Raw genomic sequence first — 23,928 nt, 5'->3', positions numbered from 1 at the left:
CCGATCACGGGGTCGTCGATCTAGCCGTTGAGCACGGCGCGCGACATCACGACGCGCTGGACCTGGTTCGTGCCCTCGTAGATCTGCGTGATCTTCGCGTCCCGCATCATCCGCTCGACCGGGAAGTCGCGCGTGTAGCCGGCGCCGCCGAAGAGCTGCACCGCGTCCGTGGTGACCTCCATGGCCACATCGGAGGCGAAGCACTTGGCTGCCGCGGTGATGAAGCCGATGTTCGGCTCGCCGCGTTCTGCCTTGGCGGCGGCGACGTAGACCATGTGGCGGGCCGCCTCGATCTTCATCGCCATGTCGGCGAGCATGAACTGGACGCCCTGGAAGTCCGAAATGGACTTTCCGAACTGCTTGCGGTCCTTGACGTACGCGACCGCGGCTTCGAGCGCACCCTGTGCGATGCCTACGGCCTGGGCGCCGATGGTCGGGCGGGTGTGGTCCAGGGTGCGAAGAGCGGTCTTGAGGCCCGTGCCCGGCTCGCCGATGATGCGGTTGGCCGGGATGGTGCAGTTCTCGAAGTAGATCTCGCGGGTCGGTGAGCCCTTGATGCCGAGCTTGCGCTCCTTCGGGCCCACCGAGAAGCCCGGGTCGTCCTTGTGCACGACGAACGCCGAGATGCCGGCGGACTTCTTCGCGGCGTTGGGGTCCGTCACGGCCATGACGGTGTACCAGGTGGACTCGCCGGCGTTGGTGATCCAGCACTTGGTGCCGTTGAGCACCCAGTCCGAGCCGTCCAGCACAGCGCGGGTGCGCATCGACGCCGTGTCGGAGCCTGCCTCGCGCTCGGACAGAGCGTAGGAGGCCATTGCCTCGCCTGAGGCGATGGACGGCATGACGAGCTGCTTCAGTTCGTCGGACGCCGAGAGGAGGATCGGCATGGTGCCGAGCTTGTTCACCGCGGGGATCAGCGAGGACGACGCGCAGACGCGGGCCACTTCCTCGATGACGATGCAGGTGGCCACGGAGTCCGCGCCCTGGCCGTCGTAGGTCTCTGGCACGTGGACGGCCGCGAAGCCTGCCTTGACCAGGGCGTTGTGGGCCTCTACCGGGAAGCGCTCGTTCTCGTCGACCTCGGCCGCGTACGGCTTGATCTCCTTCTCGGCGAGCGAGCGGACGGCCTCTCGCAGCGCCTCGTGCTCCTCGGCGAGCTGATAGGTGCCGAAGCTCGGGTTCACCTTGTTACCTCCCAGTAGCGAGTACTCGTGCACGATGTTAGCGCCCGTTCACGTCGGGCGCCGCTGTGCTGTTGAGCACTCAGAGGGACTTCTGCAGCGCCGCGTCCTTGTCTAGTACGAGCTGCTCGAGTTCTGCCTGGAAGCGGGCCATGCGCTCCTGCAGTGCGACGTCCGAGGCAGCCAGCACGCGGACGGCCAGCAGGCCCGCGTTGCGCGCACCACCGACTGAGACCGTGGCGACCGGGACGCCCGCGGGCATCTGCACGATCGAGAGCAGCGAGTCCATGCCGTCGAGGTACTTCAACGGGACGGGCACGCCGATGACCGGGAGCACCGTGGCGGAGGCGACCATGCCGGGCAGGTGGGCGGCGCCGCCGGCACCCGCGATGATCACGCGCAGACCGCGTGAGGCGGCCGAACCGGCGTAGTCGAGCATGCGCTGCGGGGTGCGGTGGGCGGAGACGACGCTCACCTCGAACGGCACGTCGAACTCGGCGAGGGCCTCGGTGGCCGCCTTCATCACCGGCCAGTCCGAGTCGCTGCCCATGATCACGCCAACCTGAGTCACTCCGCACTCCGCTTCTCGCCGTGAATGTCGTATCCGTCTGACCAAATGCCCGTGGACAGCCACTGAGCCGCGAGCTGCGCGCGGTGGCGGACCTCGGTCATGTCGTTGCCGAGGAACGTCACGTGCCCGACCTTGCGGCCCGGACGTTCCTCTTTGCCGTACAGGTGCACGTGCGCGTCCGGGAATCGGGCGAACAGGTGGTGCACGCGCTCGTCCGGGCCCATCGCGGGCACGTCGGACGCCCCGAGGACGTTCGCCATCACGACGGCCGGCGCCATCAGGTCGGTGCGGCCGAGCGGGTAGTCCAGGACGGCGCGCAGGTGCTGTTCGAACTGGGACGTGCGCGCGCCCTCGATCGACCAGTGGCCGGAGTTGTGGGGGCGCATCGCGAGCTCGTTCACGACCACGCCGTCCGCGGTCTCGAACAGCTCGACGGCCAGCACGCCCACGACGCCCAGCGCGTCGGCGACCTTCAGCGCCAGCTCCTGGGCCTCGGCGCCGTCCAGGGCGGGAGCCGGTGCGAGGACCTCGACGCAGATGCCGTCGGACTGCACGGTCTCGACGACCGGCCACGCCGCGCCCTGCCCGAACGGCGAGCGCGCCACGACGGCGGCCAGTTCGCGGCGCATCGGGACGCACTGCTCGACCATCAGCGGCGTCCCGGCCTCCAGCAGCTCGGGGACGACCCGCTCGGCGCTCTGCGGGGTGTTCAGCATCCACACGCCGCGCCCGTCGTAGCCGCCGCGGATCGCCTTCAGCACGCACGGCCAGCCGTGGGCCGCGCCGAACTTCTGCACGTCGCGAACCTCGTGCACCTCGGCGAACGGCGGCACCGGCAGCCCCAGCTCGGCCAGCCGCACCCGCATCTTGAGCTTGTCCTGCGCGTACTGCAGCGCGTCCGGACCGGGGTGCACCTTCACGCCCTCGGCGACCAGCGCGCGCAGGTGCTCCTGCGGCACGTGCTCGTGGTCGAACGTGACGACCTCGCAGCCCTTCGCGAACGCGCGCAACGCGTCGAGGTCGGTGTGCGTGCCGAGCACCACGTCCCGCGCGACGAGGGCGGCCGGGTCGTTCTCGGAGACTGCGAGCACGCGCAGCGACTGTCCCAGTGGGATCGCGGCCTGGTGCGTCATGCGGGCGAGCTGCCCGCCGCCGATCATTCCGACGACGGGGAGACGGGTACGAGAGTCCACGGTTCAGGCATTCTACCTGCGCTTCTTTCTCGCTATCCCTCGGTCTTGGCGGTGGCGGTCCCGGACGTGGCCTGGTCGCCTGGCGCGGGTTCGGAAACGCGTTCGGGTGCGGGATCCGAGGCCTCGCCGGTCTCGACGTCCGGGTCAGCGTCCGGCTCCGGCGTCGCGGTGGTCTCCGGGGCCGGAAGGTCCGGCGTGGGCTCGGGCACCGGCGGACCGAGGCGGCGGTGCGCACGGGAGGGCTTCCACCCACCGCCGTTGCGCATCAGCCGGAAGACCACGGCCAGCAATCCCGCCGTGATCAGCGCGTACACCAGGAACTCGGCGATCTGGAACCACACCACGCGCTCGACCGGCTGGTAGTCGACGTACGTGCCGATGGCGGCGTCCACACGGCGCATGCAGCTGGTCTCGTTGACGGCCGTCAGGCAGTCGCTCCGGGCGGGCACCGGTTGCAGGTCGGACCCGGCGTAGCCGTGGCCGAGCTCCAAGCCTCGATCAGGCACTACCGGCGTGTCGTCCCAGCGGGCGATCACGCGTGCCGGTGGCCAGTAGAAGGGACGCACCCACACGGCCAGGACGATGCGCACGACCACGAAGAGCACGGTCGTCACCGCGATCGCCGTCACGACGTTCCTGCTCAACAGACCGATGAGCACGCCGAGCGCGAGCCCGAGCGCGGCGTAACCGATCTGCACGAGCGAGTTGCCCTCGAAGCTGTTCCACGTCCGCACGGAACCGAAGTAGCCGTCGCCGTTGCCGATGAGCGCCGCCAGCAGCACGGCCAGGCCACCGAGCACGATCAGCTTGCCGCGCAACCACTGCACGGGCGTGACGTCCTGACCCCACGCCACGAAGTAGGTGCGTTCCTCGAGTTCGCGGGCGATCAGCGGAGCACCCCAGAACGCACCGACCAACGCACCGAACGCGGTCTGCACGATCAAGGAGTAGAAGCCGCCGAGTGGCATCGAGGACTCGGCGAACCTGAGCGACTCGATCGACCACAGGTTCCAGATGGCGATCAGCGCGACGGTCCCGACGCCGGAGATGGCCCAGCGGTGCTGGCGCCAGGTCAGCCAGATGAGTGATTTCAGGTTCACAGGTCACGCTCCAGGTGCGCCACGACCAGTTCCTCCAGCGTCACGTACCGGGCCGTCCAGGGTTCGTCGATCCGCTGGCCGCCCGATCTCACCAGGAACGACGACTGGGCCCTGCCGTGCTTCGCCAGCACCACGTGCCCCTCCACGGGCGACTTCGAGGCGTGCGGACCGGTGTAGAGGACGTGCTCTTCCAGCAGTTCGTCGGCATCGCCGTCCACCAGCAGCCGGCCGCGTGACAGCACCAGCAACCGGTCGGCGACACCCGCGATCTCCCCCACGGCATGCGTGGAGAAGATCAGCGTCATGCCCTTGTCGTTGACCTCGGTCAGCAACTCCCGCATGACCTTCCGGCGCGCCAGCGGATCCAGTTCGGCCAGCGGCTCGTCCAGCATCAGGACGTCCGGGCGGGACCCCAGCGCCAGCGCGAGCACCACGTGCGTGCGCTCACCACCGGACAGGTCCTCGATCTGGAGCTTGCGCGGGATCCGGAACCGGTTGAGCCACTGCTCGGCCCGGCCGTGGTCCCAGACGGTGTTCATGCGGCGGCCGAACTCCAGCACGTCCGCGACCCTGAACGACTTGTACATGGGCTTGTGCTGGGGCACGTACGCCACCCGGCCCGCGATCGACGTGTGGCCCGTTTCCGGCATCAGGTGCCCGGCCAGCACGTTGAGCAACGTCGTCTTGCCGGAGCCGTTGGCCCCCACCATCGCCGTGACGCTGCCCGGCGGTAGTTCGAACGAGACGTCCCGTAAAGCCCACTTCGACACTTCGGCCGCAACCACGCTCATCGCGCTCCCCCACTCAGCACTTCGCGCACCAGCGCGTCGATGTCCTCGTCCTCCAACCCGGCGGAGCGTGCCTCCGCGACCCATGCGGCGAGCTTGGCGCGCAACGGGTCCAGGTCCTCGGGGGCGGCGGACCCCAGGGACCCTGTGACGAAGGTGCCGGAGCCCTGACGGGCTTCGACGAGGCCGGCGAGTTCGAGCTCGCGGTAGGCCTTGAGCACGGTGTTCGCGTTCACGCCGCTCGTGGCGACGACGTCGCGGACCGTCGGCAGCCGATCACCCGGCTGCAACCAGCCGAGCCTCAGGGCCTCCCTGACCTGCCTGCCGAGTTGCAGGTAGGCGGGAAGACCACTGCCGCGGTCAACGTGGAACTCGACCACGCACGCTCCCCAGATTGTTCTAGTGAACTAGCACAATAGAACACTTCTCGGAGCGTTGGAAAGCCACCCCCGGTGGGGACACGGGGAGCCCGTGGGCGCGGGACAGGGGAGTTCAGCGCCCAAGCGAGGTGAGGAGCGCACGCGCCTCGGCGTGCGTGTCCGGCAGTTGCTCGACCCAGACCTTGGCGGGTCCGACCGGCCGGACCTGCGGGTCGTCGGCGAGCCGGTCGGCCGCCAGGACTCTGAGGTTCGACACTCTGCGTGCCAGCAGTTCGTCACGGCGAACCAGCACCGCGGCCACGCACGGCCCGAGGGTCGCCAACGTCTCACCACCGTCGAAGACGGTGCGCAAAGCGTCGGACGCGAGCGTCATCGCGACCACACGGGACCATCCCGAGGCCCGGTGCACGTCGAGACGCAGCATGACCAGCGCGTAGTCGAGCGAGGCGACGGGTGTCTCCCGGTACACCTCGCCGAGCCTCGTGCGCAGGTACGCGGCGGTCGCCAGCCCGGTCAGAGGGTCCTCGGCCGCGCACTCGCCGGCCTGCTTCGTCACCACGTCCGCCCATCCCAGCGCTGTCATCCGCAACATCCGCGCGGGGAGCGAGTCGACGTCCGGCGACACGACGTGCGACACGGCGGTCAGCACGGCGTGCAGCGCGGCCAGGTCCAGCAGCGTCTCGCTCAGGCCCGCTCCCGCCTCGGCACGAGCCCGGCCCAGCCGGACCAGCGCGTCGCCGGGGTCGGTGTTCTCCAGCATCGCCGCGCACACGTCGTCGACCTCGGCGAGCGGCCAGTCTGCGGGGAACGCCCAGCCTGCGGCCATGGTGGCGGTCCGCCACCTCGACTTCAGCAGGCGTTCCGCTTGTGCGACACCCACCCGGTCTCCCTTCAGCTCACCCGATTCCAGGTGGGAGACGCAGCCGTCGCTCATTCGTGACGCAACCCGCGCGGGGGATTGAGATGACTCTGTCAGGCGCCGTAAGTCACACTGAGCGCCGCGAGGGAGGGAAACGAAGACTGTGGCAATCGTTCCTGCGGACGTCCAGGGACCCAGCGACGCCGAACTGATCGACTCAGTGCGTGGCGGGACCATCGACGCCTACGGCCAGTTGTACGAACGCCACGTCTCGGCGGCCTACAACCTCGCCCGCCAGTTGGCCCGCTCCCAGGCGGAGGCCGACGACCTCGTCTCCGAGGCGTTCGCGAAGGTGCTGGACACGCTCCGTGCCGGCCGCGGACCCGACTCGGCGTTCCGCGCGTACCTGCTCACGGCGCTGCGGCACACCGCGTACGACAAGACGCGCCGCGACAAGAAGGTCGACCTCACCGAGGACATGACCGACGTCGCGCCGGCGGTGCAGTTCAGCGACACCGCGGTGGCCGGGCTCGAGAAGTCGATGGCCGCCCGCGCGTTCGCCGCACTGCCCGAGCGCTGGCAGATGGTGCTCTGGCACACCGAGATCGAGGGCCAGTCGCCCGCCGAGGTCGCCCCGTTGCTCGGGCTGACGGCCAACGGCGTGTCCGCGCTCGCCTACCGCGCCCGTGAGGGCCTCAAGCAGCAGTACCTGCAGATGCACCTGACCGACACGGAGGCGGAGCGCTGCAGGGCGACCGTCGACCGGCTCGGCGCCTGGACCCGCGCGGGCCTGTCCAAGCGCGAGGCGACCCAGGTCGAGGCGCACCTCGACGAGTGCGGCCGGTGCCGCGCGCTGGCCGCCGAACTCGCGGACGTCAACGGCGCGCTGCGGATCTTCGTCGCCCCGCTGGTGCTGGGCATCGGTGCCACGACGTACCTGATCGCCGCGGGCACCACGACGGCCGTCGTCGGTGCCGGAGCGGCCGCGGGTGGTGCGGGCGCCGTGGGTGCCGCGATCCCCCGTCAGCTCGTCACGGTCGGTGGATCCGCTGCCGCCGTGGCCGCCGCTGTGGCGATCGCGCTGGCCGCGGCCGGTGGCGAGCAGCAGGCGCCCGTGGTCCAGGCCGTCGAACCGCCGCCCTCGCAGACGCAGGTCCAGCCGCCGCGGCCGGTGCCGCCGGCACCCGTTCCGCCCGCTCCCACGCCCCAGCCGCCGCAGCCCACGACGGAGCCGCCGCCCCCGGTGACTCCGCCCGCGCCGCCGGCACCGGCCCCCGAGCCCCCGGCACCCGAACCGCCCGCTCCCACGCCGCCGTCGCTCACGCCGACCACTCCGAGCGGGTACACGCTGACGCCCGGCGAGGAGCCCAAGGACTTCCCGATCTCCATCCTGAACACCGGCGGCACCGCGGCGCCGCCCGCGAGCATGGTGCTGAACCTGCCGCCGGGCGTCGTCTCGACGGGCGGGCCCGCGTCGTTCGGCGCCGCGCGCCTGCTGCAGCCGGACGGCGCGGCCGACCAGACCGTGAACTGCCCGGCGGGCACCGGCACGATCACGTGCGTGACTCCGCAGGGCATCGCGCCCGGCGGGAAGGCGACGTTCCACTTCCTGCTGCGGGCGACCGACGCCGCGGTGCCCGGCACCATCACCGGTGTCATCAGCGCGGGCGCGGCGATCTCCGTCAACGTCAACGTCGCGGTCAACGTGCCGCCGGTGAACGACGACCTCGAACTCTCCGTGAAGACGTGGCAGGACGAGGTGTTCTGGGACCCGCGCGCCGACGTCGAGGTGCGCAACACGGGTCCGCGCGCGGGCACGTTGAAGCTGGACGTGTCGACGTCGGAGAACCTCGTGCTCTACACGCCGTACCGCGAGTGCACGTCGGCCGGCAAGACGACGCTCCGCTGCGTCACCGACCTCGACAAGGGCGGCCGGTACCGGATGTCCCTCTGGGCGTTCGGGCATCGGGGCGGCAACGTCACCGTCACGGCCACGCTGGGCAACGTGACGAAGTCCGTGACCGTGCCGGTGAAGGCCTGGCCGGACCCGCCGGGCGAGGAACCGCCGAACCCGCCGACGTCCACGACGACGACGCCTCCTCCGACGACCACCACGACGACGCAGCCCACGAAACCGACCGAGCCGACGCGGCCGACCGAGCCCTCGCCGACCAAGCCGACGGAACCCACGGTCCCCACGAAGCCGACGGTGACCTCGCCGACGATCACCGTGCCGACGCTGCCGGACCCGTCCGAGACGCCGCCGCCACCGTCGTCGACCACGCCGCCGCCTACATCGGAGCCGTGCGACCAGTGGCCGGGACTGCTGCCGCCGCTGATCCCCGACCTGTTCGGGTGGCCGTGTCCCGCGCCGCGAAGTTGATCAAAAGTTGATCTTTGGCCGTCACTGAACGTGCAGGTCATGTGCCTCTGAGTGGCAGAAGGTAACACCCGGAGGCAGTGGCCGTTACCTTGATCCGTAAGCTGGGCAGGTGCTGCCAGTCGTTCGCCGTGCCATGAGCCGGTTGCCGGAACCACTCCAGTTCCTGCTTCACAAGCACCGCGAGATCATCAGGTTCGCCCTGGTCGGCGGCACGACATTCCTGATCGACAACGGCGTCTGGTACGCGCTCAAGCTCACCGTGCTGACCGACAAGGTCGTCACGGCGAAGGTCATCGGCGTGCTGGTGGCGATCATCGCCTCGTACGTGCTGTCCCGCGAGTGGTCCTTCCACACGCGAGGCGGCCGCGAACGCCACCACGAAGCCGCACTGTTCTTCTTGGTCAGCGGCATCGGCGTGGGGATCAACATCGCCCCGCTGTGGCTGTCACGGCACCTGTTCGGCCTTCAGGCCCCGTTCGTCTCGGTCATGACCGAGGAGATCGCCGACTTCGTCTCAGGCTCGATCATCGGCATGCTGCTCGCCACCGGGTTCAAGTTCTGGGCGATGCGGCGCTGGGTGTTCCCGGACGCCGACGCGCGGCCGGACCGGCGCGTTCACCCGATCTCCGTAGACTCGTCGCGTGTCCCTAGGCGAAACAGTGATCTCGCGGTTTCCGGAGCCGATCCGGTCGATCGCGCTGAAGCATCGTGAACTAGTCAAGTTCGCCCTGGTCGGCGGCACCTGCTTCGTGATCGACACCGTCCTGTTCTTCGGGATCAAGACGGTCGTCCTGCCGAACAACCCGGTGACCGCGAAGATCATCGCGACCCTGGTCGCCACGATCGTGTCGTACATCCTGAACAGGGAGTGGTCGTTCCGCACCCGCGGCGGCCGCGAGCGTCACCACGAGGCGCTGCTGTTCTTCCTGGTCAACGGCATCGGCATCGTGCTGAACTCCGCGCCGCTGTACATCGCGCGGTACGCGTTCCACCTGCAGGAGCCGCACGTGTCGCGACTCACCGAGGAGATCTCGGACTTCCTGAGCGCGCAGATCATCGGCACGCTCATCGCGATGGCCTTCCGCTGGTACGGCTACAAGAACTGGGTCTTCCCCGAGGAGAACGGCCGCAAGAAGCGGTCGATCGAGGACGAGAAGGAACTCGGCCACTCGTAGGTCAGCGCGGCGTGCCCGGCGTCTTCCAGGAGATGCCCACCACGTCCTGAGCCTTCGGCACCGGCAGGAACACGGCGAACGTCGCCGGCCGTGCCGTGGACAGCTCCAACCGGCCGCCGTCCGCGTCGACCAGTGCCCGTGCGAGCGCCAGCCCCACACCGGTCGAGCCGCCGCCGGAGACGCCGCGTTCGAAGATGTGCGCCGCCAGGTCGTCCGGCACGCCCGAGCCGCCGTCGCTGACCTCGACCACGACCGTGCCCTCTTCGCTGCGCGCGGTGACCATGACGGACCCCTCGCCGTGACGCAGGGCGTTGTCCAGCAGCACCCCGATGGCCTCGCGCAGACGGGCGGGGGTGGCGCGGGCCAGCAGGCCGTCCGGGACGCGGACGCGCAACGCCCTGCCCTGGCTCCTGACCTGCTCGCGCCACTCCTCGGCGATCAGGTTCAGCGCGGGCCGCAGTTCCAGCGGTTCGGCGTCGACGGCTCGGGCCGCGCGGGCGGCGGCGAGGAGTTCGTCCAGCACGGCGGCGAGGCGTTCTGCCTGTTCCAGGGCCGCGCGGGCCTCGGCGGCCGTGTCGGGTTCGGGGTGCTCCGCCAGGGCTTCCAGCCGCAGTTGGAGGGCCGTGAGACGGCTGCGGAGCTGGTGGGAGACGTCGCCGACCAGCTCGCGTTCGCGCTGGACCAGGCGGGCGAGGGCCGTGGCGGAGGTGTCGAGGGCTTCGGAGACGGCGTCGAGTTCCTCGATGTTGTAGCGCTGCTCGTCGGCGCGGAAGTCGCCCGCACCCAGCCGGGACGCGCGGGCGGCCACGTGCCCCAGCGGGCGGGCAAGCGTTTGCGCCGTCACCAGGGCCACGACGGTGCCGGTGCCCACCGATAGCGCCAGCAGGAGCAGCACCAGTCCTGCCACCTGGGCCTGCTGCGTGTGCATCGGCCCGGAGGGGACCTCCAGGCGGACGGTGCCCTGCTGGGCGATCGTCAGTTCGACGGCCAGCGGGTCGTCGCCCGGCGAGGGTCCCGTGGCCTTGGTGACGCCTGCCGAGACGACCGTGAGGCGGCCGTCGGTCGGTATGGCGACCCTGACGGCGTCGATGTCGATGCTCTGCTGCTTGGCGAGCTGGTCGTCCAGCGTCGTCGCGATCTGCTGGGCTCGTTCGGTGAGGCTGCCGCGGGCGGTGTCCTCGACGAGTTGGAGCGCGGTGTAGCCGAGCGGGAGGCCGAGCACGAAACCCGTGACGGCGACGGCGAGCAGAATCGCCCGCAGGATCCGGCGGCGCATCAGTCGGCGTTGAAGCGGAAGCCGCGGCCACGCACGGTCGCGATGCGCTTCTCTGCCGAATTCGGGGTGCCGTCGCTGAGCTTCCTGCGCAGCCACGACATGTGCATGTCGAGCGTCTTGCTGCCCTTGAGATCGGGGTCGTTCCAGACCTCGGACAGGATCTCGTCGCGGCTCACGACCTGCCCCGCGCGCTGGATCAGCACCTTGAGCAGCTCGAACTCCTTGTTCGCCAGCTGGATCTCGCCGCCGTCGACCGTGACGCGGCGGGCGGCCAGGTCGACGCGGACGCCGTTGACCTCCAGCGTCCCCGGCGCTCGGCGGCGCAACAGGGCCCGGATGCGGGCCATCAGCTCGGCCAGGCGGAACGGCTTGGCGACGTAGTCGTCCGCTCCCGCGTCGAGCCCGACGACGAAGTCGACCTCGTCGGCTCGGGCGGTGAGCATCAGCACGGGCACGCCCCTGCCGCTCTGGCGCAACCTGCGGCACACCTCCAACCCGTCCATGCCCGGCAGGCCGAGGTCCAGCACCAGGAGGTCGATACCCCCGGCGATGGCGGCTTCGAAGGCCTTTGGCCCGTCGCCCACGACCTGCACCGAATAGCCCTCCCGCGTCAACGCGCGGGAGAGAGGTTCCGCGATGGCCGGATCGTCCTCGGCCAGCAACACCACGCTCACGGGGCCCAGCGTATTCGTGGAACGATCGCCGCGTGTCACGCCACGATGCTGATCTCGAACTCGCCCTCCGCCTCGCCGACGCCGCCGACGCGATCACCGCGACCCGATTCCGCGCTCACGACCTCGCCGTGGAGCGCAAACCGGACCGCACACCCGTCACCGATGCCGACGTCGCGGTGGAGGACGCGGTCCGCGCCTTGCTGGCATCTGAACGTCCCGACGACGTCGTGATGGGCGAAGAACGCGGCGGCACGCTGGACGCGGCGCGCGTCTGGGTGCTCGACCCGATCGACGGCACCAAGAACTTCCTGCGCGGCGTGCCGATCTGGGCGACGCTGATCGCCCTGGTCGAGGACGGTGTCCCGGTCGTGGGCGTCGTGTCCGCGCCCGCCATGAGCCGCCGCTGGTGGGCCGCCGCCGGTGGAGGCGCGTTCGCGGCGGACGCCTCCGGTGAGCGCGCGATCTCCGTATCCGGTGTGCGTTCTCTTGAGGACGCCTACGTGTCCACGACGGACATCAAGTCGTGGGTCACGTACCACTCTCGCGAGGCGTGGCTGCGTTTGGTGGATGCGACCTGGGAGAGCCGTGCGTTCGGCGACTTCTACCAGCACTGCCTGGTCGCCGAGGGCGCGATCGACCTCGCGCCCGAATGCGTGGCGAACCCGTGGGACATCGCCCCGTTCCAGGTGCTGGTGACCGAGGCGGGTGGCCGTTTCACCTCACTGGACGGTGAGGAGCGCTACGACGGCGGCAGTGTGCTGACGTCGAACGGCCACCTGCACGAGGCGGCGCTCAAGCTGTTGGAACGGTAAGACTTCCGCGCGCGACCTGGGCCCAGGCGAGGCGGCCGAAGAGGTAGTGGCACGCCACGCTCTCGTCGTCGAACCGGGCCCAGTCGTAGCGGTTGCCCTGCTCCTGCCAGAACACCTCGTGCCCGGTCTCGTCGCTGAGCAGGCACCAGCGCTGGTCCGTCTCCTCGCCGATGCTGACGACGTCGTCCGGCACGCCGATCCTGGTCAGCCACTCGGGCAGCGACTCGACGTTCATGCGGTGATCTCCGTGAGGTAGCCGAGCGCGACGAGGTCCGCGACGGGGTAGGTGGTGCGGTACCGGCTCGCCCCGCCGGGCTGGCCGAACCAGGGCGCGCTGATCGTGCGGTGCACGGGCAGGTCCTTGGTGACGCGGTAGCGCCGGTAGCCCTCGTCCGCTGCCTGGGGCGGCAGCGAGCGCTGGGCGAACGGAGTGCCCGCCGCACTCAGGACGCGGCCTTCCGGGGTGCCGAACCTGTCCAGTTCGGCGCCTTCCTTCAGGATCTCGGCCTGGCTCTCCTCGTAACCGCCCTCGCGTTCGAGAGGCCAGCGCGGGGCGCCGTTCTCGTGCTGGAACAGGCTTTCCCAGTCGCGTTCGTGCATGCCCGCGAGCGGGTCGTGGCCCTCCAGGAGCTCCTGCACGATCGGGTGATCTTTGCCGAGGCCACCCGACTGCGTGGACGGTCGCGGGCCGGACGTGTCGACTCGCTGCGGGTGGTCGTCCGGTGCGAACCTCGGGACGACCTGCTCGTCGGCCTGCGGGGGTGGCGGGAGCTGGCGGGCGGGCTTCGGGGCCAGGCGCGGGGCTCGGCCCGCGCTCAGGAAGATCGCCATGAACCAGCTGCCGGCCGCCGCGGCGGTGTAGCCGTGGCCGAGGATCTCGCCGACGACGCCGGTGGACAGGGCCTGGTTCTCGCGGTTCTCGAGGCGGTCGCTCAGTGCGTGCGAGGCCGGGTGGCCGCCGGGGTCGACGGTCGCCAGCGGTCCCGAGGTGACGGTCTCGCGGGTGCCCGTGTCGGTTCCGGCGCCAGTCGCCCCGAGGTCGACGTCCGCGCCCGGAGCGGCCGGGGTGGCGATGGTGTCGCCGACCTTCTGCGGGCCGAAGCCCGTCTCGGGATCGAAGTCGACGGACTCCGAGTCGTGGAACAGCGCGTCCTTGGCCGCCTGGTCCTTGGCCAGCGCGTCCTTGGTGACCGCGGAGGTCTGGCCGGACGACTGGTTGCCGGACTGGCTCTGGCTCGGTCCCTGGTTGCCGGACTGGCCCGGTCCCTGGGTGCCGATCTGGTTCTGCGCCTGGCCGGGCTGGTTGCCGAACTGGCCGCTCATGGCCTGAGCCGCGGCCGGTGAACCGGTCTTGGCGACGCCCTGCGCACCCGCCTTGGCCTCGCCGACCTTGGCCTCACCGGACTTGAGCTCGGCGGCCTTCGCGTCCGCTGCCTTGGCGTCGGCGGACTTGGCGGCCTGCTGGGCGGCTTGGCCCTGCTGACCTGCCTGTCCCTGTCCCTGCTGCGAGGGGACCTGTGCACCGCCCTGCTGGCCTGCGACGGCACCGGCCTGGGAGGCCGCTGCCGGAACACCACCGACAGCGCCGCCCACGGCACCGCCGACAGCACCCACAGCACCACCGATCGGGCCGCCCATCGGACCACCGGCCGGGGCCGCGCCCATCGCCGGACCCGCGGGAGCGGCCGGGGCGGCAGCGGGTGCCGCGGCCTGGGGAGCGGAGGAGACCTGGCCGTGCACGTCGGAGCCGCGGACCAGCGTCGGGTCGAGCACGGCACCGGAAGCCTGGGTCGTGCCCTCGACGATCGGGCCGATGTTGCCGTGCACGCTCGGGATCACGTCCGCCACGACGTGCGCGACGGGCGCGGCGACCGGGCCGACCGCGTGACCCGCGTCGGCCACGACGCCGGGCAGCAGGCCCTTGCCTTCGCCCCGGCCCGGGGTCTCGCCACGGGGCCCTTCGCCATTGCCGTTGTCGAACACCGGACCGGCGGCGTCACGGCCACCGGGCACCGCGTCGAGCACCGGGTGCACCACGGCGGCGGCGGGCGCGGTGACGGGAGCGGCGGCGTCGAGGATCGGCGCGGCGGCGTCCGTGACGGCACCGACGACGGGCGCGAGCGGTGCCGTCACCGCGCCGACGACCGGCGCGACGGGAGCGGTCACCGCTCCGACGACCGGGGCCACGGCTTCGGTCACCGGAGCGACCACGGCGGCGACGGGCTCGACGATGGGAGCGACAACGCCCGCCACCGGGGCCACCACACCACCGACGATGTCCGTGACGGGTCCCAGCAGGCCACCACCACCGCCACCGCCGGGCCCGTGGGCGCCGGGGGCGGTGTTGACGGGCTGCGAGCCCTGGCTCATGTCGATGCCGCTGTCGAGGCGGATCGCGGAGCTCAACGTGTTCTGGAGGTTCGCGACGTTGGCCGCGGCGCCCTTGGTCAGCGTGTCGAGGCCGAGCAGCGCGTTGGGGTTGCCGGCGTTGGCGGAGGCCGTCGCGGCGTCGTTGTTCTTGGCGAGGATCACGAGCTCGCGGACGATCTCGACCTTCGCGGCGCCGACCTGCTTGGCGGCGTGGTCGAGACGGTCGGCGGCGGCGTGACACCCGCGGGCAGCGCGCTGGAAGTCGCCGTCCGGTGCCACGACCTTGGCCCAACGGCCACGCGCGGCGTCACCGGTCCCGCCGGTCATGCCGCCCAGGGCACGGTTGGCGGCACCGTCGGAGGAGGTTCCGAGGCTCTTGATCTTGTCGCCCGCCTCGCGCCACGCGGTGGCGCTGGAACGCATGGCGTCCTCGTCGGCCTTGGGCCAGGTGACCCCGGCCTTGGCGGCGATCGCGGTGAGTTCGGCGGGAAGCTCGATGCCCATGTCAGCCCTCCAGCCTTCTCATCGAGGACACGTTGCTCTGCTCGACGTGCCGGTACGTCTCGGCCGTCGCGGCGAGCTTGTCGCCCACGTCCCCCAGCACGGTCGCGAGGCCGGACAACGCGCCCGACGCGTCCCCGGAGGGCTTCTCGTGCGAAGCGGCGAAACTGCGCCCGACCGCGTCGTCGCCCCAGCAGACACCGAACGCGGCCAGCGCCTTGTCGAGCGACCCCGCGATCTCGGTCGCCTGCCCGGCGAACCCCTTCAAGTCCCGTGCCCCGGCGTCCAAGCGCTCGAGGTCGGCCGAGTACCCGATCATCGGACCCTCCTGTTGATGAGCTCGGAGTCGAGCCAGCTCTCCCGTTGCTCGTTGTCCTCGTCGTCGTCGACACGACGGCGAACGGGCTGCCGTCCCAGATCCACGGTCTCGTACTCGTCGGACGCGTACTCCGCAGGCTGCAGATCAGCGGTACCGGCGACCACCGCGGCAGGATCCGCCGCGGCGGGCAACACCACGCTCAACGCCTGATAGGTGTCCTCGGCCGCACTGGCCGCGGCCGCGGCGACGGTCTGCACGATCAACTCGGCCAGCTGTTCTGGCCGATGCCTGCGATAGGCCAGTTCGGAGAGCACGAGCCCCACGAGCTTGCCCCCGGGACCCACGGTCGCCTCGACCGTCCCGTCAGGACTGGAAGCCGTCGCGGACACGGCAGCGAGCTCGCGCTGAACCGAGGTCAGTTGCTCGCGGCTGCGCCGGTAGTCGGCCAGCAGCTCCTCGACCTGCGCACGGTGGTCATCCACCGAGTCCCCCTCACACGCATAGCCCTGGGCTCGGGCTCTAGGACGCCGTCGCCCGTAGATCGGTTCCCAGCGGATTCAGTTACTAGGATCAACGACGTGATCGCCTTCGAGGATCTGCCCGCAGGCCGCATCATCCCGCTTGGCGAGGTGATCGTCGACCGGGACGACATGCTGGACTTCGCGAAGAAGTTCGACCCGCAACCGTTCCACCTGAACGAGGACGCGGGCAAGAACTCGATTTTCGGCGGTTTGTCCGCCTCTGGCTGGTACACGGCCTCACTCTGGATGCGCAGCTGGGTCGACGCGGTGCTGGCCGACTCCACCTCCCAGGGCTCACCGGGAGGCCGCGAACTCTCCTGGCTGGCCCCGGTCTACCCAGGCGACACGCTGACGTTCGCCGCCGAGGTCCTGAGCGCGCGACTGTCGAAGAAGCGCCCGGACCTCGGCCTGGTGGAGTTCGAGGGGACGGCGAGGCGCGGCGACGAGCTGGTCTACCGGTTCATCGCGACGGGAATGTTCACCGCGCGCGGCTGACCTACTTCGTCAGCGCGCGCACCACCCGTGACGGGGACGGCCGCCCCAGCTGTTCCGCCATCCACGCCGAGGTCTCGACCAGCTTGTCCAGGTCGACGCCGGTCTCGATGCCCAGACCGTCGAGCATCCAGACCAGGTCCTCGGTGGCGAGGTTGCCGGTCGCCGACTCCGCGTACGGGCACCCGCCCAGCCCACCGGCCGACGAGTCCACAGTCGTCACGCCGCAACGCAAAGCGGCGAGCGTGTTCGACAGGGCCTGCCCGTACGTGTCGTGGAAGTGCACGGCCAGCCGGGAAACGTCGCGGAAGCCTTCCAGCAACGACTCGACCTGACCCGGGGTCGCCACGCCGATGGTGTCGCCCAGAGACAACTGCGAGCAGCCCATCTCCAGCAACCGCTCGCCCACGGCCACGACCTGGGACCGCGCCACGGCCCCCTCCCACGGGTCGCCGAAGCACATCGACACGTACCCGCGCACGTCCAGACCCGCTGCCAGCGCACGGGACACCGTCGGCTCGAACATCTCGAACTGCGAGTCCAGCGTCCGGTTCAGGTTCCGCGAGGCGAACGTCTCCGTGGCCGAAGCGAAGATCGCGATGTGCGTGACGCCGGCCTCCAGGGCACGGTCCAGGCCACGCTCGTTCGGCACCAGCACGGGGTAGACGACACCAGGACGTTGTTCCAGCCCGGCCAGCAACTCGGCGGCGTCGGCCAGCTGCGGCACCCACTTGGGGTGCACGAAGGACGTGGCCTCCAAAACGGACAGTCCCGCCGAGGCCAGCCTGTCCAGGAACTCCAGCTTCACCGCCACCGGCACGACGACCGACTCGTTCTGCAGCCCGTCCCTGGCGCCGACCTCCCAGATCGTCACCCGCGAGGGCAGCGAGCCGGAGCCGACGACGTCGGGCAGACCGGCCTCACGCGCGCCCATCGACCACTCCAGGGCGGAAGTCGTCGTCCGGGTTGTCGTTGACCTCGCGGTACAGCATGGTGTGCACCTTCTCCACGGACGGGATGTCGTCGAACTCGAGCGGCTCGTCCGAGGCCGACTCGATGATCAGCGTGCCGCAGCCGAGCAGCCTGTCCAGGAAACTGTGCTCGAAGCGGACGCTGTTCACACGAGCCAAAGGGATGTCGAGGCCTGTGCGCTTGAACACGCCCTCGCGGTACATCACGCGGTCCGACGTGATGATGAAGTGCGTCGTCCGCCAGCGCGCGAGCGGCGTCAGCGTCAGCCACAGGATCAGCACGACGCCGACGACGGCGAGCGCGATCCACGCGACGGCGGCCCACGACTGATCGCCGACCAACCCGGCCAGGTAGGTGCCGAGCGCGACCACCACCAGCAGCCAGAACACCGGGAAGATCAGCATCTTCCAGTGGGGGTGCTTGTGGATCACGACGTGCTCGCCGGAGCTCAGCAGGTCGTCGGGATAGGCCATGGGCCAACCCTAACTACGCCGGGCGCAAATGCACCACGTCACCAGCGGACACGCCGTGGTCCGCACCGTCGGCGCCGCGCACGACCAGCGTGCCGTCGGCCTCGATGCGCTGCGCCACCCCGAGAAGCTCGACACCGTCCGAGAGTTCGACCCGAACCTGCGAGCCGACGGTCGACGAGTGCTCCTCGTATTCCTCCAGCACGCCGGACTCGACCGCGTCGCCGCCGTTCTTGCGCCACACGCCTTCCAGGCCGGCCAGTTCGACCAGCAGCCGGAACGCCAGCTCGCCGCGATCCAGTTCGGCGGCGCCCAGGTCCTCCAGCGACGTCGGCGCGAGGCCGCCCGGCGCGGGCTGGACGTCGGAGGGCAGCTTCGCCACGTTGAGACCGATGCCGACGACGACCGCCCCGTCGGCGGTGATCTCGGACAGGATCCCGGCGCCCTTGCCCGCGTCAGAGCCGAGCAGCAGGTCGTTCGGCCACTTCAGCGTCGCCTCGACTCCAGCCGACTGGGCGACGCGCACCAGGGCCAGTCCGGCGATCAGGTTCAGCCACGGCAGCTTCGCGGCGGGCACGCCGGCGGGCCGGAACAGCACGCTCAGGTAGAGCCCGCCCGCGGGCGACGACCAGCTGCGGCCGCGACGGCCCTGCCCCGCGCTCTGCTCCAGCGCGATCAGCACGGTGCGGTCGGCGGCGCCGGAAGCGGCCAGATCGGCGTTCGTGGACGCGGTGGTCTCCACGACGTCGAGAGCGGCGTACGGGCCGTTGGGTGCGACAAGCCGGGAGCGCAGCTCTTCTGCGTCGAGTGCGGTGGTCATCGCGCCAGGTTATGGGAACGGAAGAGAGTACGTGCGATCAGAGATTGCCAACAGGTTGCCGTGACCTGGACAACTGCACGGGGCAGTTCAGCAATGGTCTCGTTAGGCTGCGAGCCCATGAGCAGTGCGACCGAGCCGATCGGGCACGTCCCCACCGGCGCTTCAGGCGCCCCGGACGTCCACACCACCGCGGGCAAGCTCGTTGACCTGTACCGACGCAACGACGAGGCGGTTCACGCCGGCTCGGAACGCGCGGTCGAGAAGCAGCACGCGAAGGGCAAGAAGACAGCCCGCGAGCGCATCGACCTCCTGCTCGATCCCGGTTCGTTCGTCGAACTGGACGAGCTCGCCCGGCACCGCTCCACGAACTTCGGCCAGGAGAAGAACCGCCCGTACGGCGATGGCGTCGTGACGGGCTACGGCACCGTCGACGGCCGTCCCGTGTGCGTGTTCTCCCAGGACGTCACGGTCTTCGGCGGCTCGCTCGGCGAGGTGTACGGCGAGAAGATCGTCAAGATCATGGATCTGGCCATCAAGACGGGCCGCCCGATCGTCGGCATCAACGAGGGCGGCGGCGCGCGCATCCAGGAGGGCGTCGTCTCGCTCGGCCTCTACGGCGAGATCTTCTCCCGCAACGTCAAGGCCTCCGGCGTGATCCCGCAGATCTCGCTGATCATGGGCTCGAACGCGGGCGGGCACGTCTACTCCCCCGCGCTGACCGACTTCGTCGTGATGGTCGACCAGACCTCGCACATGTTCATCACCGGCCCGGACGTCATCAAGACCGTCACCGGCGAAGACGTGACGATGGAGGAGCTCGGCGGCGGTCGCACGCACAACACCAAGTCCGGCAACGCGCACTACCTCGGCAACGACGAGGAAGACGCGATCGCGTACGTCAAGGAGCTCCTGAGCTACCTGCCGTCGAACAACCTCTCGGACACGCCCGCGTTCGAGGGCACGCTGGCCGAGGGGTCGATCTCCGACTCGATCACGGACGACGACCGCGAGCTCGACACGCTCATCCCGGACTCGGCGAACCAGCCGTACGACATGCACGAGGTCATCAACCGCGTGCTCGACGAGGGCGACTTCCTCGAGGTGCAGCCGTTGTTCGCGCCGAACATCCTCGTCGGCTTCGGCCGCGTGGACGGGCATTCGGTCGGTGTCGTCGCGAACCAGCCCACCCAGTTCGCCGGCTGTCTCGACATCGACGCGTCCGAGAAGGCCGCACGGTTCGTGCGCACCTGCGACGCGTTCAACATCCCGGTGCTGACGTTCGTCGACGTGCCCGGCTTCCTGCCCGGCACCGACCAGGAGTGGAACGGCATCATCCGGCGCGGCGCCAAGCTGATCTACGCCTACGCCGAGGCCACGGTTCCGCTGGTCACCGTGATCACGCGCAAGGCGTACGGCGGCGCGTACGACGTCATGGGTTCCAAGCACCTCGGCGCCGACATCAACCTCGCGTGGCCGACCGCGCAGATCGCCGTGATGGGCGCGTCGGGTGCGGCGAACATCGTGCACCGCAAGACTCTCGCGGCGGCGGCGGCCAACAGCGAGGACGTCGACGCACTGCGCGCGAAGCTCCAGCAGGAGTACGAGGACGCGCTGTGCAACCCGTACGTCGCCGCTGAGCGCGGCTACGTCGACTCGGTGATCCCGCCGTCGTACACCCGCGGTTACGTGGCGCGGGCGTTGTCGATGCTGCGGGACAAGCGGGAGACGCTGCCGCCCAAGAAGCACGGGAACATCCCGCTGTGACCGCGCCAGAGGAGAAGCCGCTGCTCAAGGTCGTCAAGGGCACGCCCGACGACTACCAGCTGGCCGCGCTGACCGCTGTCATCGCCGGGCTGGCTTCGGCCGCGCCCGTCGAGGAGAAGCCGAAGCAACGCTCCGAGTGGGCGAACCCGGCGCGCCGGGTTCGCCGGCCGTTGCACCATGGGCCGGGCGCCTGGCGCGCCTCCGGTTTCCCCGGCTAGATCGAGGAACGGCCTCTCGCGTGGTTCAGCGGGAGGCCGTCTTCGGGTCGAACTCGACGGTCTGATCGATGTCGCCGTAGCCGTCGACCCGCGTGGGAAGGCCCGGCGGGCATTCGAGAGCCGAGGCCTCGGCTGCAGGGGAACGGTCACGGCGGACCAGGACGCGCACGCACGTCCGCACCTTGACCTGTTCGTAGGTCCACCCGCCGCCGGCTTCACCGTGGCCGTACACGACCATGTCCAGCTCGAAGCCGCCATCGAGCGGCCGGCTGTCGAAGATCTTGGGCCCGTGAGCGGCGACGAGCCTGTCTCTGTCGCTCCCCTGCGACACGGCCGAGCCGATGCCGGTGAGGTCGCTCTCGACCATTTCGTGCACGCTCGTGATCGCACGATCGAGGGCGAAGTCCCTCTCGGTGACGCACCCCGCAGCGGTGCAGGCGAGCGTGGCCAGCACGGCAGCACCGGCCCAGGCCCTCATCAGCACTCCACCCGGCGGCTCGTCACGTTCAGGCCGACGGCGACCTCGCGACAGCGGGTCTCGCCGTCGACCTGCATCTTCAGCGTCCAGAACGCGCTGCCGTACGCGGAGGTCTGACGCAGCACCTGCACCCCGGCGTGGTTGAGCGGCGAGCCGGAACGCACCGCTGGCACGATCTGCGAGAGCAACGCGTTCTCCGCGCGGTCGGCGGTGTCGGCGAACGGCCAGATGGGCACTCCGTAGCCGATCGGGTCACTCGCGAGCACGCTTCCAACGCCCCACGATCCAATGAGGCCGCCGAGCACGACGAGCAGTGCCGCGATCCGTCTGCGCTTGCCTTCGCGATCGGAGCCGCGTTCGGTGAGGACAAGCACCCAGCGCTTCACTCTGCCGAGAGTGCCGACCGAGGAGGTGATCGCGCATCAGTAGTACTACTCGAACGGACCGCGACAACTGGCGGACCGTGTACGCGCTCTGCGTCGGGTTCTTCATGACGCTGCTGGACACGACCATCGTCAACGTCGCGCTGCAGTCGATGATCACCGACCTGAACGCCTCCCTGAACGACGTCATCTGGGTCGTCAGCGCCTACCTGCTGGCGTTCGCGGTGCCGTTGCTGCTGACGGGACGGCTGGGTGACCGGTACGGGCCCAAGAGGCTCTACGGCATCGGGCTCACGCTGTTCCTCGTGGCATCGCTGGCCTGCGGTCTCGCCACCAGTGCCGACGCGCTGATCACGGCGCGCGTCTTCCAGGGCCTGGGCGCGGCGGCCATGACCCCGCAGACGATGGCGTTCATCACGCACCTGTTCCCGCCGGCCAGGCGGGGCGCGGCACTGGGCATGTGGGGGTCGGTGGCCGGGCTCGCGACGGTCTCCGGGCCGTTGCTCGGCGGTGTGCTGGTCACGCACCTGGGCTGGGAATGGATCTTCTTCGTGAACCTCCCGATCGGGGTGGTCGCGCTGGTGCTTCTGTTCGTGTGGGTGCCCGACCTGCGGCCGAACCGCGCGCCCAGGTTCGACGTGCTCGGGGTCGTGCTGTGCTGCCTCGGGCTCGGGCTGCTGGTGTTCGGGATCCAGAACGGCGAGCACTACCAGTGGGGCAGGGTCGCGGGACCGCTGACGATCGCCGAGATCATCGCGGCCGGGGTGCTGTTCCTCGCGCTGTTCGTGTTCTGGCAGGCGTCCGCGCGCAACCCGGAGCCGCTGATGCCGTTGCGGATCTTCCGCAACCGCAACTTCTCGCTCGGCAACGTCGCGAACGTCGCCATCGGCATCACGGTGACCGGGGTGTTCGTGCCGCTGGCGCTGTTCCTGCAGACCGTGCCGAAGCTGTCGCCGCTGATGACGGGCCTGGTCACGGCACCGGCGTCGCTGATGTCCGGCGTGGTGGCGATCGTCGCGGGACGGTTGTCGAACCGGGCGGACGCCAAGTACCTGCCGATCACCGGGTTCGCGCTGATGGCCGCGGGCATCCTGGCGATGACGTTCCTGCTCGGAGACGGCTCGCAGTGGGTGCTGCTGCCGTCGATGGTCGCGCTGGGCATCGGCATGGGGCTCGTGTTCTCACCGCTGACGAACATCTCCACGCGCACGCTCGACAGGTCGCTGCTGGGCGCCGGGTCCGGCATCTACAACACGTCGCGGCAGTTCGGGAACGTGCTGGGCAGCGCGCTGACGGCGGCCGTGCTGCAGATCGTGCTGGCCGCCACCGGTGACTTCACCACGGCCGTGCGGGCGTCGTTCTACCTGCTGCTGGCGGTGCTCGTGGTGGGGATCGCGGCCTCGTTCGCCTTTCGGCAGGTCGCCGCCCCGAGCGTGACAGACTCGGAGCGTGCGTCTGATCCTGGCCTCCCAGTCACCCGCCCGTCTTAGCGTCCTGCGGTCCGCGGGCATCGAACCCGTCGTCCGCGTCTCCGGTGTCGACGAGGACGCGCTGATCGCGTCGCTCGACAACCCGACGCCGGAGGAGACCGTCGTCGTGCTGTCCGCGGCCAAGGCCGAGGCGATCGAGCACGACGACGACTGCGTGGTCGTCGGCTGCGACTCGATGCTGCTGTTCGAGGGCGAACTCGTGGGCAAGCCCGGCACTCCCGAGGTCGCGCTGGAGCGGTGGCGGCGGGTGGCGGGCAAGAGCGGCGTGCTGATCACCGGGCACACCGTGCTGCGGGTCGCCGCGGGAGAGATCACCGGCCGCGCCTCGGCCGCCGAGTCGACGACCGTGCGGTTCGGCACGCCGTCGGAGGAGGAGCTGGAGGCGTACATCGCGACGGGCGAGCCGTTGCACGTCGCCGGCGGCTTCACGATCGACGGGCTCGGCGGCTGGTTCATCGACGGCATCGACGGCGACCACACGTCCGTCATCGGCATCAGCCTGCCGCTCACCCGAAGGCTGCTCAGCCAGGTGGGTGTTTCCGTGTCCACACTCTGGTAGACGCTGGTCACAGTTCACCCGATCGAGGAAGACTTCCCCTGACGCCGGCGTTGGGGGCTAGCGGTGAACGAGTACTTGACGCGTCGCAGGAACATCGACCTGGCACGCAGGACGAGCACGGGCTGTCGGAGCTGACCGCTTCCGACGCCCCCTTTCGCTCATCCCTGCCCAGGAGATGT

The 23,928-nt window shown here is 70.1% G+C and carries 27 protein-coding genes; 9 read left to right on the top strand and 18 right to left on the bottom strand.

Features of this window, described 5'->3' with window-relative positions:
* Window positions 1–20: 20 nt before the first annotated feature.
* From OG205_RS37405 to OG205_RS37375, 7 genes are all read right to left on the bottom strand, one after another.
* On the bottom strand, window positions 21–1,184 hold the full coding sequence (locus OG205_RS37405) for an acyl-CoA dehydrogenase family protein (RefSeq protein WP_330272551.1): 1,164 nt from the start codon (window positions 1,182–1,184) through the stop codon (window positions 21–23).
* A 79-nt stretch (window positions 1,185–1,263) separates the two neighbouring features.
* The gene (gene purE / locus OG205_RS37400) at window positions 1,264–1,752 is read right to left on the bottom strand and encodes a 5-(carboxyamino)imidazole ribonucleotide mutase (RefSeq protein WP_319975146.1); all 489 of its coding nucleotides are present in this window, start codon (window positions 1,750–1,752) and stop codon (window positions 1,264–1,266) included.
* Window positions 1,749–2,945: a 5-(carboxyamino)imidazole ribonucleotide synthase gene (locus OG205_RS37395; RefSeq protein WP_330272550.1), complete on the bottom strand. Its 1,197-nt coding sequence runs from the start codon at window positions 2,943–2,945 to the stop codon at window positions 1,749–1,751. The genes purE and OG205_RS37395 overlap by 4 nt, the downstream gene beginning before the upstream one ends.
* Window positions 2,946–2,977: 32 nt before the next feature.
* The gene (locus OG205_RS37390) at window positions 2,978–4,045 is read right to left on the bottom strand and encodes a hypothetical protein (RefSeq protein ID WP_330272549.1); all 1,068 of its coding nucleotides are present in this window, start codon (window positions 4,043–4,045) and stop codon (window positions 2,978–2,980) included.
* On the bottom strand, window positions 4,042–4,836 hold the full coding sequence (locus tag OG205_RS37385) for an ABC transporter ATP-binding protein (protein WP_330272548.1): 795 nt from the start codon (window positions 4,834–4,836) through the stop codon (window positions 4,042–4,044). The genes OG205_RS37390 and OG205_RS37385 overlap by 4 nt, the downstream gene beginning before the upstream one ends.
* Entirely contained in the window at window positions 4,833–5,213 is a 381-nt protein-coding gene (locus OG205_RS37380; RefSeq protein WP_330272547.1) for a GntR family transcriptional regulator, read from the bottom strand. Before OG205_RS37380 ends, OG205_RS37385 begins: the two co-directional genes overlap by 4 nt.
* A 112-nt stretch (window positions 5,214–5,325) precedes the next feature.
* Entirely contained in the window at window positions 5,326–6,093 is a 768-nt protein-coding gene (locus OG205_RS37375; RefSeq protein WP_330272546.1) for a GGDEF domain-containing protein, read from the bottom strand.
* A gap of 142 nt (window positions 6,094–6,235) precedes the next feature.
* On the opposite strand from OG205_RS37375, the gene OG205_RS37370 reads away from it, so the two are divergent.
* The 3 genes from OG205_RS37370 to OG205_RS37360 all read left to right on the top strand — a co-directional run bounded on the left by OG205_RS37370 (window position 6,236) and on the right by OG205_RS37360 (window position 9,630).
* A complete protein-coding gene (locus OG205_RS37370) occupies window positions 6,236–8,455 on the top strand; it encodes a sigma-70 family RNA polymerase sigma factor (protein WP_330272545.1) in 2,220 nt (739 codons plus the stop codon).
* Window positions 8,456–8,567: 112 nt separating this feature from the next.
* Window positions 8,568–9,167 carry a GtrA family protein gene (locus OG205_RS37365; RefSeq protein WP_442916854.1) on the top strand — a complete coding sequence of 200 codons (600 nt, stop codon included), beginning with the start codon at window positions 8,568–8,570 and terminating at the stop codon, window positions 9,165–9,167.
* Window positions 9,097–9,630, top strand: a complete 534-nt coding sequence (locus tag OG205_RS37360) for a GtrA family protein (protein WP_330272544.1) — start codon at window positions 9,097–9,099, stop codon at window positions 9,628–9,630. Before OG205_RS37365 ends, OG205_RS37360 begins: the two co-directional genes overlap by 71 nt.
* 1 nt (window position 9,631) lies before the next feature.
* On the opposite strand, the gene OG205_RS37355 is transcribed toward OG205_RS37360, so the two are convergent.
* Both OG205_RS37355 and OG205_RS37350 read right to left on the bottom strand, forming a co-directional pair.
* Window positions 9,632–10,906, bottom strand: coding sequence for an ATP-binding protein (locus OG205_RS37355; RefSeq protein WP_330272543.1), 1,275 nt, complete (start codon window positions 10,904–10,906; stop codon window positions 9,632–9,634).
* A complete protein-coding gene (locus OG205_RS37350; RefSeq protein ID WP_330272542.1) occupies window positions 10,906–11,580 on the bottom strand; it encodes a response regulator transcription factor in 675 nt (224 codons plus the stop codon). Before OG205_RS37350 ends, OG205_RS37355 begins: the two co-directional genes overlap by 1 nt.
* Window positions 11,581–11,612: 32 nt before the next feature.
* On the opposite strand from OG205_RS37350, the gene hisN reads away from it, so the two are divergent.
* Complete coding sequence (gene hisN / locus OG205_RS37345; protein WP_330272541.1) at window positions 11,613–12,392, top strand: histidinol-phosphatase; 780 nt, start codon at window positions 11,613–11,615, stop codon at window positions 12,390–12,392.
* Here hisN and OG205_RS37340 read toward each other — a convergent pair.
* The 4 genes from OG205_RS37340 to OG205_RS37325 are packed head-to-tail and all read right to left on the bottom strand — an operon-like array spanning window position 12,373 to window position 16,064.
* Window positions 12,373–12,627: a hypothetical protein gene (locus OG205_RS37340; protein ID WP_319975136.1), complete on the bottom strand. Its 255-nt coding sequence runs from the start codon at window positions 12,625–12,627 to the stop codon at window positions 12,373–12,375. The two genes, hisN and OG205_RS37340, sit on opposite strands and share 20 nt — an antisense overlap.
* Entirely contained in the window at window positions 12,624–15,266 is a 2,643-nt protein-coding gene (locus OG205_RS37335) for a TNT domain-containing protein (RefSeq protein ID WP_330272540.1), read from the bottom strand. Before OG205_RS37335 ends, OG205_RS37340 begins: the two co-directional genes overlap by 4 nt.
* A 1-nt stretch (window position 15,267) precedes the next feature.
* Window positions 15,268–15,582, bottom strand: a complete 315-nt coding sequence (locus OG205_RS37330) for a hypothetical protein (protein WP_330272539.1) — start codon at window positions 15,580–15,582, stop codon at window positions 15,268–15,270.
* On the bottom strand, window positions 15,579–16,064 hold the full coding sequence (locus OG205_RS37325; RefSeq protein ID WP_330272538.1) for a YbaB/EbfC family nucleoid-associated protein: 486 nt from the start codon (window positions 16,062–16,064) through the stop codon (window positions 15,579–15,581). The genes OG205_RS37330 and OG205_RS37325 overlap by 4 nt, the downstream gene beginning before the upstream one ends.
* A 96-nt stretch (window positions 16,065–16,160) precedes the next feature.
* Here OG205_RS37325 and OG205_RS37320 point away from each other — a divergent pair, with 96 nt between their 5' ends.
* Window positions 16,161–16,598: a MaoC family dehydratase gene (locus tag OG205_RS37320; protein WP_330272537.1), complete on the top strand. Its 438-nt coding sequence runs from the start codon at window positions 16,161–16,163 to the stop codon at window positions 16,596–16,598.
* Window position 16,599: 1 nt separating this feature from the next.
* Here the strand turns inward: OG205_RS37320 and OG205_RS37315 are convergent, their stop codons facing one another.
* The 3 genes from OG205_RS37315 to OG205_RS37305 are packed head-to-tail and all read right to left on the bottom strand — an operon-like array spanning window position 16,600 to window position 18,857.
* Entirely contained in the window at window positions 16,600–17,529 is a 930-nt protein-coding gene (locus tag OG205_RS37315) for a hydroxymethylglutaryl-CoA lyase (protein WP_330272536.1), read from the bottom strand.
* Window positions 17,516–18,040 (bottom strand): PH domain-containing protein, encoded by a 525-nt coding sequence (locus OG205_RS37310; RefSeq protein WP_330272535.1) that lies wholly within the window; start codon window positions 18,038–18,040, stop codon window positions 17,516–17,518. Before OG205_RS37310 ends, OG205_RS37315 begins: the two co-directional genes overlap by 14 nt.
* A 13-nt stretch (window positions 18,041–18,053) precedes the next feature.
* The gene (locus tag OG205_RS37305) at window positions 18,054–18,857 is read right to left on the bottom strand and encodes a biotin--[acetyl-CoA-carboxylase] ligase (protein WP_330272534.1); all 804 of its coding nucleotides are present in this window, start codon (window positions 18,855–18,857) and stop codon (window positions 18,054–18,056) included.
* Between the two features lie 117 nt (window positions 18,858–18,974).
* On the opposite strand from OG205_RS37305, the gene OG205_RS37300 reads away from it, so the two are divergent.
* Together OG205_RS37300 and OG205_RS37295 are read left to right on the top strand one after the other, a co-directional pair.
* Entirely contained in the window at window positions 18,975–20,621 is a 1,647-nt protein-coding gene (locus OG205_RS37300) for an acyl-CoA carboxylase subunit beta (protein WP_330272533.1), read from the top strand.
* Window positions 20,618–20,839, top strand: coding sequence for an acyl-CoA carboxylase subunit epsilon (locus OG205_RS37295; RefSeq protein ID WP_330272532.1), 222 nt, complete (start codon window positions 20,618–20,620; stop codon window positions 20,837–20,839). The genes OG205_RS37300 and OG205_RS37295 overlap by 4 nt, the downstream gene beginning before the upstream one ends.
* Before the next feature lie 25 nt (window positions 20,840–20,864).
* Here the strand turns inward: OG205_RS37295 and OG205_RS37290 are convergent, their stop codons facing one another.
* Together OG205_RS37290 and OG205_RS37285 are read right to left on the bottom strand one after the other, a co-directional pair.
* Window positions 20,865–21,317 (bottom strand): hypothetical protein, encoded by a 453-nt coding sequence (locus OG205_RS37290; RefSeq protein WP_330272531.1) that lies wholly within the window; start codon window positions 21,315–21,317, stop codon window positions 20,865–20,867.
* Window positions 21,317–21,703 carry a hypothetical protein gene (locus OG205_RS37285; RefSeq protein WP_330272530.1) on the bottom strand — a complete coding sequence of 129 codons (387 nt, stop codon included), beginning with the start codon at window positions 21,701–21,703 and terminating at the stop codon, window positions 21,317–21,319. Before OG205_RS37285 ends, OG205_RS37290 begins: the two co-directional genes overlap by 1 nt.
* A 77-nt stretch (window positions 21,704–21,780) precedes the next feature.
* Between OG205_RS37285 and OG205_RS37280 the strand changes: the two genes are divergently transcribed.
* Both OG205_RS37280 and OG205_RS37275 read left to right on the top strand, forming a co-directional pair.
* Window positions 21,781–23,190, top strand: a complete 1,410-nt coding sequence (locus OG205_RS37280; RefSeq protein WP_330272529.1) for an MFS transporter — start codon at window positions 21,781–21,783, stop codon at window positions 23,188–23,190.
* Window positions 23,150–23,749, top strand: coding sequence for a Maf family protein (locus OG205_RS37275; RefSeq protein WP_330272528.1), 600 nt, complete (start codon window positions 23,150–23,152; stop codon window positions 23,747–23,749). The genes OG205_RS37280 and OG205_RS37275 overlap by 41 nt, the downstream gene beginning before the upstream one ends.
* The last annotated feature ends 179 nt before the right edge of the window (window positions 23,750–23,928 follow it).

The organism is Lentzea sp. NBC_00516, assembly GCF_036346835.1.
Classification (GTDB): Bacteria; Actinomycetota; Actinomycetes; order Mycobacteriales; family Pseudonocardiaceae; genus Lentzea; species Lentzea sokolovensis.
The sequence above is the reverse complement of the archived record's forward strand: the minus strand, read 5'-3'. Positions and strand labels throughout refer to the sequence as shown.

Coding starts and splice junctions, on each gene's coding strand:
- OG205_RS37385 (WP_330272548.1), bottom strand. CDS start 4,836: ATGAGCGTGGTTGCGGCCGAAGTGTCGAAGTGGGCTTTACGGGACGTC.
- OG205_RS37355 (WP_330272543.1), bottom strand. CDS start 10,906: ATGCGCCGCCGGATCCTGCGGGCGATTCTGCTCGCCGTCGCCGTCACG.
- OG205_RS37340 (WP_319975136.1), bottom strand. CDS start 12,627: ATGAACGTCGAGTCGCTGCCCGAGTGGCTGACCAGGATCGGCGTGCCG.
- OG205_RS37335 (WP_330272540.1), bottom strand. CDS start 15,266: ATGGGCATCGAGCTTCCCGCCGAACTCACCGCGATCGCCGCCAAGGCC.
- OG205_RS37330 (WP_330272539.1), bottom strand. CDS start 15,582: ATGATCGGGTACTCGGCCGACCTCGAGCGCTTGGACGCCGGGGCACGG.
- OG205_RS37315 (WP_330272536.1), bottom strand. CDS start 17,529: ATGGGCGCGCGTGAGGCCGGTCTGCCCGACGTCGTCGGCTCCGGCTCG.
- OG205_RS37310 (WP_330272535.1), bottom strand. CDS start 18,040: ATGGCCTATCCCGACGACCTGCTGAGCTCCGGCGAGCACGTCGTGATC.
- OG205_RS37305 (WP_330272534.1), bottom strand. CDS start 18,857: ATGACCACCGCACTCGACGCAGAAGAGCTGCGCTCCCGGCTTGTCGCA.
- OG205_RS37300 (WP_330272533.1), top strand. CDS start 18,975: ATGAGCAGTGCGACCGAGCCGATCGGGCACGTCCCCACCGGCGCTTCA.
- OG205_RS37290 (WP_330272531.1), bottom strand. CDS start 21,317: ATGAGGGCCTGGGCCGGTGCTGCCGTGCTGGCCACGCTCGCCTGCACC.